Origin of the sequence: Rhodoferax saidenbachensis (assembly GCF_031457975.1) — a bacterium.
Classification (GTDB): domain Bacteria; phylum Pseudomonadota; class Gammaproteobacteria; order Burkholderiales; family Burkholderiaceae_C; genus Allorhodoferax; species Allorhodoferax saidenbachensis_A.
On record NZ_JAVDXO010000001.1, the window covers coordinates 79,457 to 97,899 of the forward strand.

Annotated in this window: 14 protein-coding genes; 4 read left to right on the forward strand and 10 right to left on the reverse strand. The window is 63.2% G+C overall.

Annotated elements, in window-relative coordinates; translation table 11 throughout:
• Positions 1-56: 56 nt before the first annotated feature.
• Positions 57-2,336: an RNA polymerase sigma factor RpoD gene (gene rpoD, locus J2X15_RS00390; RefSeq protein WP_310338293.1), complete on the reverse strand. Its 2,280-nt coding sequence runs from the start codon at positions 2,334-2,336 to the stop codon at positions 57-59.
• On the opposite strand from rpoD, the gene J2X15_RS00395 reads away from it, so the two are divergent.
• On the forward strand, positions 2,239-2,505 hold the full coding sequence (locus J2X15_RS00395; protein WP_310339712.1) for a hypothetical protein: 267 nt from the start codon (positions 2,239-2,241) through the stop codon (positions 2,503-2,505). The genes rpoD and J2X15_RS00395 overlap by 98 nt on opposite strands.
• 120 nt (positions 2,506-2,625) lie before the next feature.
• On the opposite strand, the gene dnaG is transcribed toward J2X15_RS00395, so the two are convergent.
• From dnaG to J2X15_RS00410, 3 genes are all read right to left on the reverse strand, one after another.
• Entirely contained in the window at positions 2,626-4,623 is a 1,998-nt protein-coding gene (gene dnaG / locus J2X15_RS00400) for a DNA primase (RefSeq protein ID WP_310338295.1), read from the reverse strand.
• A gap of 88 nt (positions 4,624-4,711) precedes the next feature.
• Positions 4,712-6,553, reverse strand: coding sequence for a gamma-glutamyltransferase (gene ggt / locus J2X15_RS00405; protein WP_310338297.1), 1,842 nt, complete (start codon positions 6,551-6,553; stop codon positions 4,712-4,714).
• Between the two features lie 162 nt (positions 6,554-6,715).
• Positions 6,716-7,300, reverse strand: coding sequence for a peroxidase-related enzyme (locus J2X15_RS00410; protein WP_310338299.1), 585 nt, complete (start codon positions 7,298-7,300; stop codon positions 6,716-6,718).
• 158 nt (positions 7,301-7,458) lie between these two features.
• Between J2X15_RS00410 and katG the strand changes: the two genes are divergently transcribed.
• Positions 7,459-9,627 carry a catalase/peroxidase HPI gene (gene katG, locus J2X15_RS00415; RefSeq protein WP_310338301.1) on the forward strand — a complete coding sequence of 723 codons (2,169 nt, stop codon included), beginning with the start codon at positions 7,459-7,461 and terminating at the stop codon, positions 9,625-9,627.
• A 23-nt stretch (positions 9,628-9,650) separates the two neighbouring features.
• On the opposite strand, the gene J2X15_RS00420 is transcribed toward katG, so the two are convergent.
• Entirely contained in the window at positions 9,651-9,872 is a 222-nt protein-coding gene (locus J2X15_RS00420) for a hypothetical protein (protein WP_310338302.1), read from the reverse strand.
• 111 nt (positions 9,873-9,983) lie between these two features.
• On the opposite strand from J2X15_RS00420, the gene J2X15_RS00425 reads away from it, so the two are divergent.
• A complete protein-coding gene (locus tag J2X15_RS00425; protein ID WP_409034229.1) occupies positions 9,984-10,262 on the forward strand; it encodes a carboxymuconolactone decarboxylase family protein in 279 nt (92 codons plus the stop codon).
• An 8-nt stretch (positions 10,263-10,270) separates the two neighbouring features.
• On the opposite strand, the gene J2X15_RS00430 is transcribed toward J2X15_RS00425, so the two are convergent.
• The 4 genes from J2X15_RS00430 to J2X15_RS00445 form a co-directional block, all read right to left on the reverse strand.
• Entirely contained in the window at positions 10,271-11,254 is a 984-nt protein-coding gene (locus J2X15_RS00430; RefSeq protein WP_310338304.1) for an ABC transporter substrate-binding protein, read from the reverse strand.
• On the reverse strand, positions 11,251-13,593 hold the full coding sequence (locus J2X15_RS00435) for a PAS domain-containing protein (RefSeq protein WP_310338307.1): 2,343 nt from the start codon (positions 13,591-13,593) through the stop codon (positions 11,251-11,253). Before J2X15_RS00435 ends, J2X15_RS00430 begins: the two co-directional genes overlap by 4 nt.
• A 6-nt stretch (positions 13,594-13,599) precedes the next feature.
• Positions 13,600-14,586, reverse strand: coding sequence for an ABC transporter substrate-binding protein (locus tag J2X15_RS00440; RefSeq protein ID WP_310338309.1), 987 nt, complete (start codon positions 14,584-14,586; stop codon positions 13,600-13,602).
• Between the two features lie 180 nt (positions 14,587-14,766).
• Positions 14,767-15,786 (reverse strand): zinc-binding alcohol dehydrogenase family protein, encoded by a 1,020-nt coding sequence (locus J2X15_RS00445; protein ID WP_310338312.1) that lies wholly within the window; start codon positions 15,784-15,786, stop codon positions 14,767-14,769.
• A gap of 103 nt (positions 15,787-15,889) precedes the next feature.
• Here J2X15_RS00445 and J2X15_RS00450 point away from each other — a divergent pair, with 103 nt between their 5' ends.
• Positions 15,890-16,816 carry a LysR family transcriptional regulator gene (locus tag J2X15_RS00450; RefSeq protein ID WP_310338314.1) on the forward strand — a complete coding sequence of 309 codons (927 nt, stop codon included), beginning with the start codon at positions 15,890-15,892 and terminating at the stop codon, positions 16,814-16,816.
• 6 nt (positions 16,817-16,822) lie between these two features.
• Here J2X15_RS00450 and J2X15_RS00455 read toward each other — a convergent pair whose 3' ends face one another.
• Complete coding sequence (locus J2X15_RS00455; RefSeq protein ID WP_310338316.1) at positions 16,823-18,436, reverse strand: methyl-accepting chemotaxis protein; 1,614 nt, start codon at positions 18,434-18,436, stop codon at positions 16,823-16,825.
• Positions 18,437-18,443 lie beyond the last annotated feature (7 nt).

Consider the following 18,443-nt stretch of genomic DNA (forward strand, 5'->3'; position numbering starts at 1 on the left):
CCGCGCACATTCCATGTGGGCTGGGGCGCTAAATGGCTTGTAAAAGCCGGTGGGCTTTACAGCGTATCGGTGAAGCTGCGCAGCTTGTCCGAGCGGCTGGGGTGCTTGAGCTTGCGCAGCGCCTTGGCTTCGATCTGGCGGATGCGTTCGCGGGTCACGTCAAACTGCTTGCCCACTTCTTCCAGCGTGTGGTCGGAGGTCATCTCAATACCGAAACGCATGCGCAACACCTTGGCTTCGCGCGGTGTCAGGCTGTCGAGGATGTCCTTGACCACATCGCGCAGGCCGGCCTGCATCGCGGCTTCCATGGGCGCGGTGTTGGCGCTGTCTTCGATGAAGTCGCCCAGGTGGCTGTCGTCGTCGTCACCAATCGGCGTTTCCATGGAAATCGGCTCTTTGGCGATCTTCATGATCTTGCGGATCTTGTCTTCCGGAATCTCCATCTTCGCGGCCAATACAGACGCGTCGGGCTCAAAGCCGAACTCCTGCAGGTGCTGGCGGCTGATACGGTTCATCTTGTTGATGGTTTCGATCATGTGCACCGGGATACGGATGGTGCGCGCCTGGTCCGCGATAGAGCGGGTGATGGCCTGGCGAATCCACCAGGTGGCGTAGGTCGAGAACTTGTAGCCACGGCGGTATTCGAACTTGTCCACGGCCTTCATCAAACCGATGTTGCCTTCCTGGATCAGATCCAGGAACTGCAGACCGCGGTTGGTGTACTTCTTGGCAATCGAGATCACCAAACGCAAGTTGGCCTCGATCATTTCCTTCTTGGCTGCGCGGGACGAGTACTCGCCCTCGTTCATGCGCTTGTTGATGTCCTTGAGCTGGTCCAAAGGCACAACCACCTGGGCTTGCAGGTCCATCAGCTTTTGCTGCAGGTCTTGCACAGGCGGAATGTTGCGGCCCATGACGGCAGCCCAGGGCTTGCCAGAGGCAGCCTGCTTCTCGATCCACTTGAGGTTCAGAAGGTTGGAGGCAATCTTGTTGCCGTTCTTGTCGCGGCCGCTGAAGTCGGCGATGAAGTGCTCTTGGGGGTAGCCGCATTTGTCCACAATGATGCGGCGCAGTTCACGTTCTTTCTTGCGCACATCGTCCACCTGGCCGCGCACCATGTCGCACAGCTTTTCAATCGCCTTGGCAGTGAAACGGATGGTCATCAGCTCGTCGCTCAGCGCCCTTTGGGCCTTCACGTAGGCTGGGGTGCCGTAGCCTTCCTTGTCGTAGACCTTGTGGACTTTTTCGAACAGCTCGCGCATCTTGTCGAAGCGTTCCAGCGCCTGCTTTTTCAGCTCTTCGAGCTTCTTGGTCAGCGCCTTGGAGCCGCCCTTGCCGTCGTCATCGTCGGCTTCGTCAAATTCGTCAAAGTCTTCTTCGGCCACATAGTCGTCGGCCTCGTTGGGGTTGGAAAAGCCGTCCACGATGGTGGTGATAACGACCTTGCCTTCGCGGATGTCTTCGCCCAGGCGCAGGATCTCGGCGATCGTGGCGGGCGATGCGGAGATTGCCTCCATCATGGCCATCAGGCCGCCTTCGATGCGTTTGGCGATTTCAATTTCGCCTTCACGGGTCAGCAGCTCAACCGTACCCATTTCGCGCATGTACATGCGCACGGGGTCGGTCGTGCGGCCGAACTCGCTGTCCACTGTAGACAAAGCCGCTTCGGCTTCTTCTTCGGCTTCTTCCACCGTGGCGGACGTCGACACGTTGTTGTTCAGCAGCAGAGTTTCTGCGTCTGGGGTCTGTTCGTACACCGCCACGCCCATGTCGTTCAACATGGAGATCACGACTTCCAGCGTTTCAGCGTCGACCAGCTTGTCGGGCAAGTGGTCGGAGATTTCGCCGTGGGTCAGGTAGCCGCGGGTCTTGCCCAGCGTGATCAGGGATTTGAGGCGCGCACGGCGCTTGGCCATGTCTTCTTCAGACAGGACGGTTTCGTCCAGGCCGAACTCCTTCATCAAGGCGCGTTCTTTCGCCTTGCTGATCTTCATGCGCAGGGGCTTGACCTTCTCGCCAGGGGTGACGACAGGCTCTCCGGCCAAGTCGGCCTCGATGTCCGACATGTCCATGTCGTCACCACCACCGGATGACTCGGCCGCGGCCTTGGGCTTGCGACCGCGCTTGGCACCCGTCGTGGCCTTGGCGGGTGCGTCGGACTCGGCCGCCGCTGCCTTGGCAGGGCGTCCGGGTTTCTTTTTCTTCAGTAACTCGTCAGCTGCGGCAAGGAGGTCTGCTTTGGATTTGGATGCGGGCACGGAGGAGGCTTTCTTTTCGGTCTTCGACGCGGACTTGCTGGCAGGCTGGACGGGCTTGGCGGATTTTGAAGCGGGCATGCAAAAACCTCAGGACAACAAAAAAACTGGCAAACAGAACAGGAGCCAGCTACGTCACGCGACAGGCGAAGTAGGTGGCAAGACAGGGAAGGTCATTCCCCAATGGCAAGAAGGGAGGGCGATCATTTGGAATGCAGTCCTTGCGGTAAGGTGGCCGGTCGTGAACTAGTGTCAACGGTTGGCCTGGCCCGGAGGTGCTGCTGTCGCTCTTGCCGAAACAATCCAGCATTATAGTGGGGAATCGGATTTATTCAATTTTTGTGTTAGACGGGGCGGCCCGTCCACCGGCTCAGGCGGCGTTGGGCTGCACCGCCAGCTCCAGCTGCTTGCGGCGCAGCTGCAGTTCCCGGTAGCGCTGCAGGGCGCTGGCGTCATGGGCGGAGGCCGCGATGGCCTGGGTTTCCTGTTCCTTGATGCGGTCTATCAGCATGCGGTTGACCAGGTCGCGCAGCTCGGGCCCGGATTCGGCCAGTGGCTCTGTGGCCACGCTGGGGCCGGCCAGCAGGCGCATCGCGAGGTCTTCGGCCGCGTGGCCGACGATTGTCTCGCGTAGCGTGCCGCGCGACACCGGGCCGTGCTCGTGCAGCTGGCTTTCCAGCCAAATAAACAAATCCCCATGCGGAGAGGGCAGCTCGCACAGCAGGCTATGGTCTTCGCTGGACAGCACTTCCCACAGCTCGCTGTGATTCAGCAGGATGCGGGCGGCGTGGTCGGCGCGGCTGTCGATCTTGGCGCGCGGGCCGCTGGGGCGAGGCTCACGTGGCGGAAAGCGGCCACCGCCTTTGCCTTCCCATTTGCCACTGCGTGGGGTCCAGCCTTCTTTTTTCCATTCGGTTTTCTTCTTCCACTCTTCCTGGGGAATCCAGGGCTCAGCGGGTTCCTCGTAGGCAAAGTGGCCGTCGTCGGGCGCGCCGTCGTAGGAGGGCGGCGGGGCCGATGCGGTTTTGCGGCGCTGCGGCTCGGCAGCGGGCTTGCCGCCAGAACTGGCCCACAGCGCGCCCAGCTCAGTGCTGTTGAGCTGTACCAGGTTGGCGATTTCTGCCAGCAGCTGCAGCTTGAGCGCACCATCGGGCAGCTGTGTCCACAGCGGCTTGGCATTGCTGGACATGTGGGCACGGCCTTCGGCGGTGCTCAGGTCGCAGCCCTCCTGGGCCGCCTCCACCAGAAAGCGGCTCAGCGGCGTGGCCTTGGAGACGTAGTCGGCAAACGCCTCCTTGCCGTGGGCGCGGATAAAGCTGTCGGGGTCGTGCTCGGCGGGCAGGAACAGAAACTTGATGCTGCGCACATCGGTGGCAAAGGGCAGGGCGCCGTCCAGCGCCTTGCGTGCGGCGCGGCGGCCCGCGGCGTCGCCGTCAAAGCTGAAGACTACGGAGTCGGTGAAGCGGAACAGCTTTTGCACATGCTCGTTGGTACACGCCGTACCCAGCGTAGCCACGGCGTTGGGGAAGCCCAGCTGCGCCAGCGCCACCACATCCATATAGCCTTCGGTGACCAGCACATAGCCGAACTCGCGCAGCGAGCTGCGGGCTTCGAACAGGCCGTAGAGCTCGCGGCCCTTGCTGAAGACCGGGGTTTCGGGTGAGTTCAGGTACTTGGGCTTTTCGTCGCCCAGTACGCGGCCACCAAAGCCGATGCATTCGCCCTTGATATTGCGGATGGGGAACATCACGCGGTCGCGGAAGCGGTCGTAGCGCTTTTCCTCGCCGCCGTTTTCAGCCTCGTGCAGGATGACCAGGCCGCTCTCGATGAGCAGCGGGTCGTCGTACTGCGGGAAGATGCTGGCCAGGCTGCGCCAGCCCTCGGGGGCGTAGCCCAGGCCAAACTGCTTGGCAATTTCACCGGACAGGCCGCGGCCTTTGAGGTAGTCGATGGCGCGCGGCGACTCCTTCAGGCCGCGCTTGTAGGCGTCGCCGGCCTTTTCCAGCACGCTGGTCAAGGTGTTCCGCTTTTGCCGCTGCTCCTGCGCGCGGGCGCGGTCTTGCGGGCTGCCTTCTTCCTCGGGGATCACCATGCCGTACTGGCCGGCCAGGTCCTTCACCGCTTCAATGAAGGTCATGCCGGCGTGGTCCATCAAAAAGCTGATGGCGTTGCCGTTTTTGCCGCAGCCAAAGCAGTGGTAGAACTGTTTGGTGGGGCTGACCGAGAACGAAGGCGACTTCTCGCCATGAAACGGGCACAGGCCCATGAAATTGGCGCCGCCCTTCTTGAGCTGCACGTAGCGGCCCACGATCTCCACCACGTCCGTGCGTGCGATCAGCTCCTGGATGAAGGTTTGCGGGATGGCCATGGAAGGATTGTAGGAAGCTATGGTTTGTATAGCTGCCCGCGCATATTCCATGGGGGCTGGATGCCAATTTGGCAGGTCAACGCGGGGTTCAATCGCCCAGCACAATGCCCTCACGCCGCGGGTCGGCGCCGCCAAACCAGCCGTCTGGTGTGCGCTGGATGGCTTGCAGGCCGCTGGGCATGGCAATTTCGGTCACTGCATGTCCGCGTGCTTTCAAGGCGCTGATCGTGGCTGCGTCAAAACGCGTTTCTTCCAGCAGCGTGGGGCCGTTCAGGGAGGCAAAGTTCGGCAGGTCGATGGCCTGCTGGGTGTTCAGCCCCCAGTGCAGCACGCCGTACAGCGTTTTGGCCGTGAAATGGATGATGAGCGCACCGCCCGGGCTGCCGCCGCTCAGCACCAACTGGCCGGTGGCCTTGTCGAACACCAGCGTGGGCGACATGCTGGAGCGCGGGCGCTTGCCGGGCTCCACGCGGTTGGCAATGGGTTTACCGCTCGCGTCCGCCGGCGCAAAGCTGAAGTCGGTCAACTCGTTGTTCAACAGGAAGCCGCCGGTCAGGCCCACGCCGCGGTTCACCATTTGGCGCGAACCCCAGGCATCTTCGATGGTGGTGGTCATGGCCAGCGCATTGCCATAGGCGTCCACCACGGAGATGTGCGAGGTGCCGTGTTCGGTCTGGTCTGGCATGGGGGCGTAGGCCAGCATCGTGCCTGCGGGGTTGCCGGGTGGGGCCACTTGCATGCTTTTGCCTGCGGGGTCGGTGGCGATGGCGCGGGCTCGCTCGGCCAGGTAGCCCGGCGCCAGCAGGCTGTGCCAGGTGCTGGCCGGCGCGGGTACAAAGGCCGGGTCGGCGATGTACTGGGCGCGGTCGGCAAAGGCCAGACGAGATGCTTCGGTATAAAGGTGCAGCCAGTCAGCCGTGGGCAGGCCCTGGGCCAGAGGCAGCGTGTCGGCGGGCGTGTTCTGCAGCAGGCCCAGGATCTGCCCGATGGCAATGGCACCCGAGCTGGGCGGCGGCATGCCGCAGATACGGTAGTCCTTGGCGGTGGCCTTCACGCTGTAGTCAAAGCACAGCGGCTCGCGCACCAGCGGTCGGTAGGCAGCCAGATCGGCCGTGCTCAACGTGCCGGGGTTGCTGGGGTGGCCCTGCACCTTGGCCACCATGGCGTGCGCTACATCGCCCTGCAGCAGGGCGGCCGGGCCCTGCTGTGCGATGGCTTGCAGCACAGCGGCCAATTCGGGGTTGCGCAGCAGGTGGCCGGCGGGCCAGGGCGCGCCGGCGGCGTCATACAGATAGGCCGCGGCCACCGGGTCTTTCTTGAGTTGCTTTTCGCTGGCCAGCAGCGTGGCCATGCGCGGGCTGACCGCAAAGCCCTGGGTGGCCAGTGTGATGGCGGGTGCAAACAGCTGCGCCCACGGCAGCCGCCCATGCTGCTGGTGTGCCAGCGCCAGCATGGCCACGGCGCCCGGAACCCCCACCGATCGTCCGCCCACCACCGCATCGATGAACGGCATGGGCTGGCCTTGTGTATCCAGAAACAGACGTGGCGTGGCGCCGGCTGGCGCCGTCTCGCGGCCATCAAAGGCCTGGGTCGTCTTGCCGTCAAAGTGCAGCAAAAAGGCGCCCCCGCCCAGGCCGCTGCTCTGCGGCTCCACCAGCGCCAGCACCATTTGCACGGCAATGGCGGCGTCCACCGCACTGCCACCCGCGCGCAAGATTTGCTGCCCCGCGTCGGTGGCCAACGGGTTGGCGGCGGCCACGGCGTAGGTGCGGGTGGCCCAGCCGGGCTTGGCTACGCTGCCGGTGGCGCCTTCGGGCTGCGCAGGCACGGCGTAGTGAAAGTCGCTGGGGGTGCTGGCACAGCCAGTGAAGGTGGCCAAGGCTGCCAACAGCAAGGCAGCGCCCAGGTGGTGAAGTGGGTGGTGGTGCATGGCCCCACCTTACTTGGGATTGGCCATGGCGCGCGTAAACAAACGTTACCAATACTTGCGGTGGGCCGTGGGCCGCGCCAGAAGGACGACGGCCGGGCTTACAGAAAAATAAGCCTCTAGCCCCCGTGGAATATGCGCTAGCAGCTATCTAAACGATAGCATTCATTTGGTTTTTGGCACCCGGCCCAGCAAGTAGAACTCGGGGTTGGGCATCATGTTGGTCACATTGGCCATGCGGTTGGACAGGCCGAAGAAGGCCGTGATGCCGGCAATGTCCCAGATGTCCTCGTCGTCAAAGCCGTGGGCGTGCAGCTTCTCGAAATCGGCGTCTTCCACTGTGTGGCTGTCTTTGCAGACCTGCATCGCAAAGTCCAGCATGGCGCGCTGGCGCGGGGTGATGTCGGCCTTGCGGTAGTTCACGGCCACCTGGTCGGCCACCAGCGGTTTCTTTTCGTAGATGCGAAGGATGGCACCGTGGGCCACTACGCAGTACAGGCACTGGTTGGCCGCACTGGTCGTCGTGATGATCATCTCCCGCTCACCCTTGGTCAGGCTGCTGCCTTCGCGCAGCATCAGTGCATCGTGGTAGGCGAAGAAGGCGCGCCATTCGGCTGGTCGGCGGGCGAACGCCAGGAACACATTCGGCACAAAGCCGGATTTTTCCTGCACTTCCAGAATCTTCGCGCGAATGTCTTCGGGCAAGGTATTCAGGTCGGGTAGGGGGTAGCGTGGTGTGGGGCTGGTCATGGGTATGTCTCCTGGTCACATCGTAAGGCCGGGTTAGCTTTTGTCTTGGGCATTGGCTTTGTCTATAGATTTCATTAATAAAACTATCTTGATCGATAGCGATTGAAAATCTACACTGACTCGGTCAGTCCAAGTACCAACAACCCAAGGAGAGACCCATGTCAAGCGAAGCCAAATGCCCGTTCCACCATGCAGCCGGTGGCGGCACCACGAACAAGGACTGGTGGCCCAACCAGTTGCGCGTTGACCTGCTGAACCAGCACGGCAACAAATCCAACCCGCTGGGTGAAACCTTCAACTACGCCGAAGAATTCAAGAAGCTCGACTACCAGGCGCTGAAGGCCGACCTGGTCAAGCTGATGACCGACTCACAAGACTGGTGGCCCGCCGACTTTGGCCACTACGGCCCGCAAATGATCCGCATGGCCTGGCACAGCGCTGGCACCTACCGCACGCTCGACGGCCGCGGCGGCGGCGGGCGTGGGCAGCAGCGTTTTGCGCCGCTGAACTCCTGGCCCGACAACGTCAACATCGACAAATCGCGCCGCCTGCTGTGGCCGATCAAACAGAAATACGGCCAGAAGATTTCCTGGGCCGACCTGTTCATCCTGGCGGGCAATGTGGCGCTGGAATCCATGGGCTTTCGCACCTTCGGTTTTGCCGGTGGCCGTGAAGACGTGTGGGAACCTGATATGGATGTGAGCTGGGGTACGGAGACGAAATGGCTGGCCGCCGACAAGCGCTTCAGCGGTGGCGGTGATCGCAACAAAGGCGAGGGAGAGCTGGACAAGAACCTGGGCGCCACCCATATGGGGCTGATCTACGTCAACCCCGAAGGCCCTAACGCCAGCGGCGACTACATGGCCGCGGCCAAAGACATCCGCACCACCTTCTACCGCATGGCCATGGACGATGAGGAAATTGTCGCGCTGATCGCCGGTGGCCACACCTTCGGCAAGGCCCACGGCGCCGCACCCGAGTCACACAAAGGCGCGGAACCCGAAGGCGCAGGCATTGAGGCGCAAGGCCTGGGCTGGAACAGCAACTTCGGAAGCGGCCACGGCAAAGACACTGTGTCTTCTGGCCTGGAAGTGACCTGGACCACCACCCCCGCGCAGTGGAGCAACAACTTCTTTGAGAACCTGTTCAAGTTCGAGTGGGAATTGACCCATTCACCCGCTGGCGCCAAGCAATGGGTGGCCAAGAACGCGCCGGACATCATCCCGGATGCCCACGTGCCCGGCAAGTTCAACAAGCCGACCATGCTGACCACCGACCTGACGCTGCGCTTCGACCCCGAGTTTGGCAAGATTTCCCAGAAATTTCACGAAGACCCGCAATCCTTCGCCGAAGCCTTTGCACGCGCCTGGTTCAAGCTGACCCACCGTGACATGGGGCCCAAGGCCCGTTACCTGGGGCCCGAAGTCCCGAAGGAAGACCTGATCTGGCAAGACCCGCTGCCCGCGGCCACGCTGAATCCGAGCGCGGCAGACATTGCGGACCTCAAAGCGAAGATCGCGGCATCCGGTTTGTCAGTGTCTGAACTGGTGTCCGTGGCCTGGGCCTCGGCCTCCACCTTCCGGGGTGGCGACAAGCGCGGTGGCGCCAATGGTGCGCGCCTGGCGCTGGCGCCGCAAAAGGATTGGGACGTCAACAGGATTGCCGTCAAAGCGCTTGCCAAGTTGCAAGACATCCAGAAAGCATCCGGTAAGGCATCGCTGGCGGACATCATCGTGCTGGCAGGCAGCGTGGGTGTGGAGCAAGCCGCCAAGGCAGCCGGTGTGGTGGTTGAGGTGCCATATGCACCTGGCCGTGTGGACGCAACGCAAGAGCAGACCGATGTCGAATCCTTCGCAGCGCTGGAACCCGTGGCCGATGGCTTCCGTAACTATAAGAAGGGCGCCATAGGCGCTGCGACCGAAGCGCTGTTGATTGACCGCGCCCAGTTGCTGACGCTGACCGCGCCCGAGCTGACCGCGCTGGTCGGTGGCTTGCGCGTGTTGGGTGCCAATGCCGACGGCGGCAAGCATGGCGTGTTCACCAGCAAGGTGGGCGCTCTGTCCAACGACTTCTTTGTGAACCTGCTGGACATGGGCACCGAGTGGAAAGCCGCAGACGGCACGGGTGAAGTATTCGAAGGCCGGGACCGCAAGACCGGCGCCGTGAAGTTCAGCGGTACCCGCGCCGACCTGGTCTTTGGCTCCAACTCGGTGCTGCGCGCCTATGCCGAGGTTTACGCCAGCACGGATGGCCAGCAGAAGTTGGTCAAGGACTTTGTCGCCGCCTGGACCAAGGTCATGAACCTGGACCGCTTCGATCTGGCCTGATTGGGAGGGGGGCTGGCAGGGGCCTAGCGGCCCTTGCTGCCAAACGCCAGCAACAGGCCACCTGCCACGATGGCAGCAACACCCGCCCATACGGGGACGTTGACAGTCTCTTTCTCCTGGACCGACAGCTCGAGGCTGCCGATTTTGACGGCGCTGGTTTGCTTGGTGTAGCTGAAGCTGCCATACACAAGGCTCAAGGCGCCAGCGGCGATGAGCAGAATGGCGGCGAGTCGTGCAATGTTCATGAAATGGTTTCCAGAGAGTGTGTCTGGTTGCAGCGTAACGGCTGATGGGCGCGGTCTAGGTGCTCTGGCGCACAGACGGCACTTGTCTGGTGGTGGCTGAGTGTCGCGAACATGAAGCGTCTGTCGGAGTTCACCATGCCATCTGATCCATCCGCCACGCCCATGCAGGAGCACATCACCCGCGCTGCCTGGGGCGATGTGTGGCAGCGCCCCGGACTGGACCTGAAAACCCGCAGCCTGGTCACTGTGGCCATGCTCACCGCGCTGAACAATGGCGCCACACCGGCCGAAATTCAGGAAGTGCTGCTGCACGCCACCGTGTACTGCGGTGTGCCCGCCGCGGTCGAAGCGTTTCGCACCGCCAACGAAGTGGTGGGCGGCCAGGTCTAGGCCACGGCCTATTTGATGGCGTCCACCGCCGAGGGGGCGGCTTCACGCAACAAGGTCGCCTCAATCAGGCGCAGGGGGTTGGGCAGTTCGGCGTCGGGCTTGGCGTGGCCCTCGCGCACAGCCCAGCGCAATTGGCTGCTCAGCGTGCTGACCAGCGACTGGTCCAGCCGCAGGCGGTAGTCCTGCTCCTTCATCTGGGCTGTGGCCGTGGCAGTGTCAATGCCCAGCCGCCGCGCCAGCAGCTGCGCAGCGGCGTCGGGCTGTTCGCGGATGAATTGATGGGCTCGGGCCAGGGCATGCAACACCTTGACCAGGTCTGTGCGACGCGCAGCGATCGTGCTGCGGGTGGAAATCAGATTGAAGTGCTGGGTATAGACCCGCGGGTTGGGGAGCGCCAACGCGTCATCGCCCAGCAGCTTCATGGCTTGCGACGCCAGAGGCTCCCAGATAGCGACGGCGTCCACATCCTTGAGCTGCAGCACCAACCCGAGTTCGTCGGGTGGCAGATAAACGTGGTGGACCATGCGGCCTTCAATGCCGTGGAACAGCAGCCAGCTGTCCAGAAAATACTGCGCTGAAGTGCCCTGGACGGTGGCCAGGCGTTTGCCGCGCACCTGTTCGGGTGTGGCAATGCCGGCGCTGCGCCGGGCAATGAGCTTGATCTGGTGGGATGACGCACTCACGGTGCCCAGCACAGCCAGATCCGGCCGTGTAAAACTGTTCAAGGCGACCACCACATCGGCGGCCGTTGCCAGATCCACGGTGCCATCGGTCAATAGCTTGAGGCAACTGCGCCCACTGCTGCACTCCACCAGGTTCAGGCTCAGCCCCTCGTGCTTGAAAAACCCTTGGCCTTCGGCTGCATACACCAGCAGCGACACGGGGCCGTTGGACACGGCCAGGTTCAGCGGGGCGGCCAGCGCGCATCCGAACGCCCAGGCGACCCCCAGTGCCAGCAGGCTGCGGATGCGGGGCGCGGTCCAATGTGTCATGCCATGCGAAAGGTATTGCGCCCTGCGGCCTTGGCATCGTACAGAGCTTCATCTGCGCGGGCCAGCAATTGGGGCACGGTGAGGGCGGGGGCGGCGTGGTCCTGAAAGGCGACGCCCACACTGGTGGTGACCCTCAGCGCTTGGCCATCCACGTCCATGGGTACAGCTGCGGCGTCGACGATCTTGCGTGCCACGGCCTCTGCTTCGGCGCTGCTGTGCAAGCCCTCCAGAATCACGACAAACTCATCGCCTGCCAGACGGGCCACCACGTCGATCTGGCGCACACTGGACTGCAGGCGTTTGGCAAATTCACGCAGCACCGCATCGCCTGCGGCATGCCCCAGCGTGTCGTTGATGGCCTTGAAACGGTCCACATCCAGGAACATGAGTGCCAGCCCGTCTTTGGAGCGCTGCGCACGCTCCAGTGCCTCGGCCATTTTTTCGTTGAATTGCAGGCGGTTGGGCAGTCCTGTGAGGTCGTCGAAGCGCGCCAGCGCCTGCAGCTGGCGTTCGTAGGCCTTCAATTCGGAAACATCCGTGGTCAGGGTGTAAATGCCCAACACCTTCCCGTCGGCATCGATATCGGGCAGGTAGTTGGTGTCCAGGTGGCGGTGGATGCCCAAGGCGTCGGCCTCGGCCTCGAACCGTACATTTTCTCCACGCAGGGCGCGCTGCAGGTAGGGCCGCCGCGGCGCATACAGTTCGGGGCCCACCGTTTCGAGAATGGTGCGTCCCAGCATGGCCTGGGGGTCTACACCCAGCCAGGTCTGGTAGGTCTTGTTGGCAAACTGCAGGCGCTCGTCCTTGTCGATATAGGAGATCAGCACCGGCAGGTTGTCTGTGATCTGGCGCAGGCGCTGCTCGCTGCGTTTGCGCTCCTGCTCGGCACGGCGCACCTTGGTCACGTCAAATGACATCAGGTAGAAGCCCTGCACCTGACCCTGGGTGTCCCGGTCGGGCACCAGATGGGCCTGGAAGTAGACATCCTGGCCATTGCGCTGGATGTGACCTTCAAACCCACAAATCTCTCCCTGCAACACCCGCTGCACATAGGGTTGGTGCTGGGCATAGCTGTCGTCCCGCAGGCCTGAGCGCAGCGTGTGTTTGGTGGTGTCTTTGGCGTCAATGCCCTGCAGTTTGAGCACCGTGTCGTTGGCAAACAGACAGCGTTCCTCGGCATCAAAATGCCCCACCATGGCGGGGATGTTGTTGGTGATGGCGCGCAGGCGCTGTTCGCCCTGGGCATACGCACGCTGGATTTCCTTGAGTTCGGTGATGTCCTTGGCGGTCGCGAAAATGCCCACAATGTCACCTGCCTCGTTGCGGTCGGGTACGTAATCGGTCAGCAGGCAGACTGCCTTGCCGCGCACGATGTTCACGCGCTCAAACTGCTGGTGTGTGCCCGCCAGGGCCGCCTCTAAATAGGGCTGGAGCGAGGCATAGTCGCCCGGACCCATGACATCCGCCACCCGTTTTCCCACCAGCTTGCGGGGGTCCATGGCCAAGACCTGCTGAAAGTAGGCGTTGGTGAACTGATAGCGCAAATCGCTGTCGATGTAGGCAATCAGACTGGGGATGTTGTCGGTGATGACACGCAGGCGTTTGGCTGCGTCGTGCAACTGCTGGCGGTTGAGCTCCAGGGTCTGCGTCATGGTGTCAAAACGGCGTGACAAGTCTCCCAATTCGTCCTGAGTCTGGCTGGCCACACGCTGGGTCATGTCGCCGCGGCTCATCGCAGCGGTGGCTTCGTCCAGCCGCCGCAAAGGACGCAGCACGCGCCGGTGTACCAGGGATACCAGTGACAGCAGGATCAGCAGCATAGTGGCCAGCGTGGTGAGGGCTGCGTACTGGAACTTTTTGTCCGCTGCGCGCCGGTTCACCGTAGCGCTCTGAAACCACTGGTAGGCATAGTCGCTCGTGGCTTGGGTGCTGGTGAGCAGCTGATCCATGAGTACCTCCTTGCGCCGCAGATTGAAGGGGCGGTCGTCTTGGGGTATTTTTTCCAGTGCCTCAAACAACTCGGGCAGAGACTGGTTCACATCGCGCAGTTCGGTCAGGGCCGGGTCTTCGTCAAGAACGAGTTCGCGGGCACTCAGCAACTTTGCAATGGCGGCCTGGCGCTGGTGCCATTGCTCGGCGGCGCGTGGCTCCGCGTGGCGTGCGTATTCCTGGGTCAGCACCAGCAGACCGGAGACTTCGTGTGAGGCTTCCTGTGCCTGGGTGCGTACGACGCTGGTGCGGTTTTCTTCGTGCACGGCGCTCAGGGCCACCAGCGTGGCGACCAGGCCCACCGCCACCGAGGCCAGGCTTGCGCTGAAGAGCAGGCTGCGCAGTTTCATGGGCGTTCAGCGCAGGGTGGCCACGGCGTCGGGTTTGACGGTATGCAGCGGTGCGCTGTGTACCAGCTGCAGGAAGTTGGGTTTGAGGGGACCAACGGCATGGCCTTCGCGGCGTGCCCAGCGTGCCTCTCCCTCCATGGTGACCAGCAGGGCCTGGTCCAGCACCAGCCGGTAGCGCAGCCCGGGCCACACGCTGTCCACGAAATCTTGCTCCAGCGCCAGCCGCTGCATCAGCAGGCGTTTGGCGTCGGCGGGGTGTTCCTGGATAAAGCGCTCGGCCCGCTCCACGGCGGTGAGCAACTTGGTCAGCGTGGTGTCGCGTGTGCCCACCAGTTTGCGGTGACTGACCAGGTTAAAGGTCTGGATGTACGCGTTGTTGCTGGGCAGCAAAGTGGCGCCTGCGCCCATCGCCTTGAGTGCCTGGTAGCCAAAAGGCTGCCAGACCGAGATGGCATCCACCTTGCCGGACTGCAGGGCCTGCACCATGTCTTCCGGTTGCACGTCCACGATGCTCAGGCTTTGAGGGTCCAGGCCGGCGGTCAGCAGGTACAACTCAAGGAAAAACTCGCTGGCTGTGCCCTTGATGGCGCCCACACGCTTACCCACCAGCTGCGCTGGGGCCCTGATGCCGGCGCGTGCATTGGTCACCAGCTTGATGTCGTCGCTAGACTTGGTGAAGGTGCCAATCACGGCATAGTCGCTGCTGGAGAAGCTGTTCATCACCACCGGCAACTCGCCCGTGGTGGCCACATCGGCCTGACCATCCAGCACCTGGCGCAGACAGCGGTGGCCACCCAGGCATTCGTTGATCTTGACTTCCAGCCCTTCGGCTGCGAAGTAGCCGTTGCTTTGCGCGATATACAGGGGTAACGAGAGCGGCGTGCGTGATACCGCCAGGGTCAGGGACTCGGCCCCGGCCGCCGTTGTCAGGCCAATCCACAGGCTCAGGCAAAGCGCATGAAAAGACATCAGCGAGAAGACAACCGGTTTCATGGTTTGGCGCCCCAGATGGGGTCTCCTTGGCCCGCATTATGCACATCCCCATGACGGAAATTAAGTGCAAAAATGGCCGATAGCCCCCGTGAAATATGCGCAATAAGCTCCTGATTTCATAGCGCCACGCGTGGGGCCATGCGTAAAGTCAAATCATTGACTATGGCCTCATGGCAGACCCTAGTTCCAGCCTTCCAGCACCACCTTGCCGCGTGCGGTGCCCGACTCGACCAGTGCGTGCGCGCGCTTGAGGTTGTCGGCGTTGATGCGGCCGAAGTTCTCGGCCAACGTGGTGCGCACCAGGCCTGCGTCCACCAGCTGGGCCACCTCGTTGAGCAGGTGGTGCTGGGCGATCAGGTCGGGCGTGTTGAACATGGGGCGGGCAAACATCATCTCCCAGTGCACCGAGGCGGCCTTGCGCTTGAAGGGCATCACGTCCAGCGTGGGCAAGTCGTCAATCAGGCCAAACTGGCCTTGGGGGGCCAGTACTTCCAGAATTTGCGGCAGGTGGTCGCCCGTGTGGGTGAGGCTGATGACGATGTCGACCGGCGGAACGCCGAGGCGGGCCAACTGTTCGGTCAGTGGCTGGGTATGGTCGATCACATGGTGGGCGCCCAGCGCTTTCACCCAGGCTTTTGTTTCGGGGCGTGAGGCAGTGCCGATGACAGTGAGGGCTGTGAGGCGGCGCGCTAGTTGGATGAGGATGGAGCCCACGCCGCCAGCCGCACCGATCACCAGCAGGCTCTTGGGGTTGGGCTTTTTGCCGGGCTGCACGCCAAGGCGGTCAAACAACAATTCCCAGGCCGTGATGCTGGTCAGGGGCAGGGCGGCGGCTTGGGCAAAGTCCAGGCTGGCGGGCATGTGGCCGACGATGCGTTCGTCCACCAAGTGCAGCTCGCTGTTGGTGCCGGGGCGCTGGATGGCTCCGGCGTAGTAGACGTGGTCGCCTTCCTTGAACAGGGTCACATCCGGTCCCACGGCGCGCACGATGCCGCTGGCGTCATAGCCCAGCACCTTGTAGTCCTGGCCCAGGGCGGGCGCCGCGCTGGCGCGCACCTTGGTGTCTACGGGGTTGACCGAAACGGCTCGCACTTCCACCAGCAGGTCGTGCCCCTGGGCCACGGGTGTGGGCAGGGTGATGTCTTGCAGGCCGATGGGGGCGGAGAGGGCGTGGGCCTGGGTGTAGCCAATGGCTTTCATGGGGAATTTCCTTGCAGAGTGAACAGAGGGTTGAATCTTCTGTTCTGCGTCTGAAAAGAAAAATAGGGCATAGATTGAACCCGCTTTCAAATATCATTTGAAAATGAAAGCCCTGCAAGACTTGGATATCTTTGTGCGCACCGTGGACACCGGCAGCCTGTCGGCCACCGCACGGGCGCTGGACATCACGCCCGCCGCGGCCAGTGCCGCACTCAAGCGGCTGGAGGCAGAACTGCACACCAGCCTGCTGGTGCGCTCCACGCGCAGCCTGCGGCTGACACCCGAGGGTGCGGTGTTTCTGGAGCATGCGCGGCTGGCCCTGACCACGTTGGGCGAAGGCCAGCAGGCGCTGAGCACGGGGCGCCATCAGGTGCAGGGCGTGCTGCGGCTGGCGGCATCGTCGGACATGGGGCGCAATGTGCTGCTGCCCTGGCTGGAGGATTTTCAGGACCAGCACCCGCAGGTGCGCTACCGCCTCACGCTGTCCGACCGCATGGCCAATATGTACAGCGAACCGGTGGACGCGGCCTTTCGCCATGGCAAGCCGCGGGATTCCAGTCTGGTGGCACTGTCCGTGGCGCCTGACAACCGGCGTGTGCTGGTGGCCTCACCCGCCTATCTGCAAGCCCACGGCACACCAGCCACGCCGCAGGATTTGGCGCAGCACGACTGCCTGTGCTTCATGCTGGGCGGTGAGGTGAATGACCGATGGACCTTTGCGCGCGACGGCCAGCCGCTGGCCGTGCGCGTGCAGGGCGGCCACGTGACCAATGACGGCGACGTGGTGCGGCGCTGGGCGCTGGCAGGGCGCGGCGTGGCCTACAAGGCCTGGATCGACGTGGCCCATGACTTGGCTGCGGGTCGACTGGTGGCGCTGTGCCCTGACTGGGAAACTGAGCACGTGCCGCTGTATTTGGTGCTGCCGGACCGGCGCCAGCTTACCCCGGCGCTGCGCCTGTTGCGCGAGTTTGTGGCCCAGGCCTGTGCGACCCTGCCTGGGGCCGAGAATGTCAGCCAAACAGGCCGCTAGCCCCCGTCAACTAAGCGCGAGCAGCTCCTGATTTGGTAGCGCCTGCTCGTCGGTCTGGAATACCGCCACCACGCGCACCAGTTCCGCAGCTTGCGATTTGAGGCCACTGGCCGCGGCCGCCATCTGCTCCACCAGGGCCGCGTTTTGTTGGGTGACCTGGTCCATTTCGTTCACCGATTCGCCAATCTGCGAGACGCCCGCGCTCTGGTCTGAGCTGGCGGCGCTGATTTCACCCACGATGTCGGTCACCTTGCGGATGGCACCCACCACCTCGGCCATGGTGCTACCCGCGCGGTCCACCAGGGCGGTGCCTTGCTCCACGCGCTGCACGCTGGTGTTGATGAGCTGTTTGATTTCTTTGGCGGCCTCCGCGCTGCGGCCCGCCAGGCTACGCACCTCGGAGGCCACCACGGCAAAGCCCCGGCCCTGTTCGCCTGCACGAGCGGCTTCCACCGCCGCATTCAGTGCCAGGATGTTGGTCTGGAATGCAATGCCGTCGATAACGGAAATGATGTCGGCAATCTTGCGGCTGGCTTCGTTGATGCCCTTCATGGTTTGCACCACCTGGCCCACCACATCGCCGCCTTGCACGGCCACGGCCGAGGCGTCCAGCGCCAGCTGGTTGGCATGGCCCGCGCTGAGCGCGTTTTGCCGCACCTTGGCGTTCAGGTCTTCCATGCTGGAGGCGGTCTCTTCGATCGCGCTGGCCTGGTGTTCGGTGCGGCTGCTGAGGTCGTGGTTGCCCTGGGCGATTTCGGAACTGGCATTGGCCACGCCGTCTGCGCCGTGGCGCACGGCGTGCACGATGCGCGTGAGCGAGGCCTGCATGCGGGCCATGGCGGCCACCACGCTGGTGGTGTCGCCGCGGCGAACTGCAATTGGCGTGGCGAGGTTGGCATCGGCAATGGCGCGCGCCAACTGCGCCACATAGGCGGGCTGGCCACCCAGCTCGCCGAGCAGACGGCGCGTGATGAAGACGCCCAGCACGATGGACACCAACACTGCAATACCTGAGACGCTAAGCAGCATCAGGTCAGCACGCAGCACCGAGGCACGGCCCATATCCTTGGCCGCTTCGGCCTGGGCTACGTGGGCGGCCCAGAGTTTTTGCACCGCATCGTAGGCGCCCTGGTAGGCCTGCTGGCTGGGGCCGCTGAAATAGTCACTGGCCTCCACGGCGCGTTCCGACTCGGCACCTGCGGCCGAGTTGGACATTTGCAGGAAGGTGGTACGCGAGGCGTTGAACTTGGCCAGGGCATCGGTCAAGGTTTTGACCTCCGCCGCCTGGTCTCGAGCCCCACCGGTGGCAAGGTAGCGCTGCAGTGCGGTGTCCAGCGCCTTCACGGCAGCTTTGACGGCGGTTTCTTCACGGTCCTTGGCGGGCATGGTCAGCGCGGCCAGATGGCTCAGCTCGGCGGTGCGCACCACCTGCAGCCGGTCATTCACCTCGCTGAGCGCGGTGAGCGTGGGCAGGGTCTGGTCCACCAACGATTGCAGGTCGTGGTTGATGGCCGCAATGCGGCTCCAGCCGGTCAGCGCGAGCATGAGCCCCAGCGCCACCATGGCGGCAAAGGCGGCACCCAGTTGGCGGCCTACGGTCCAGAAAGAGGATTTGGGCATGGCTGTG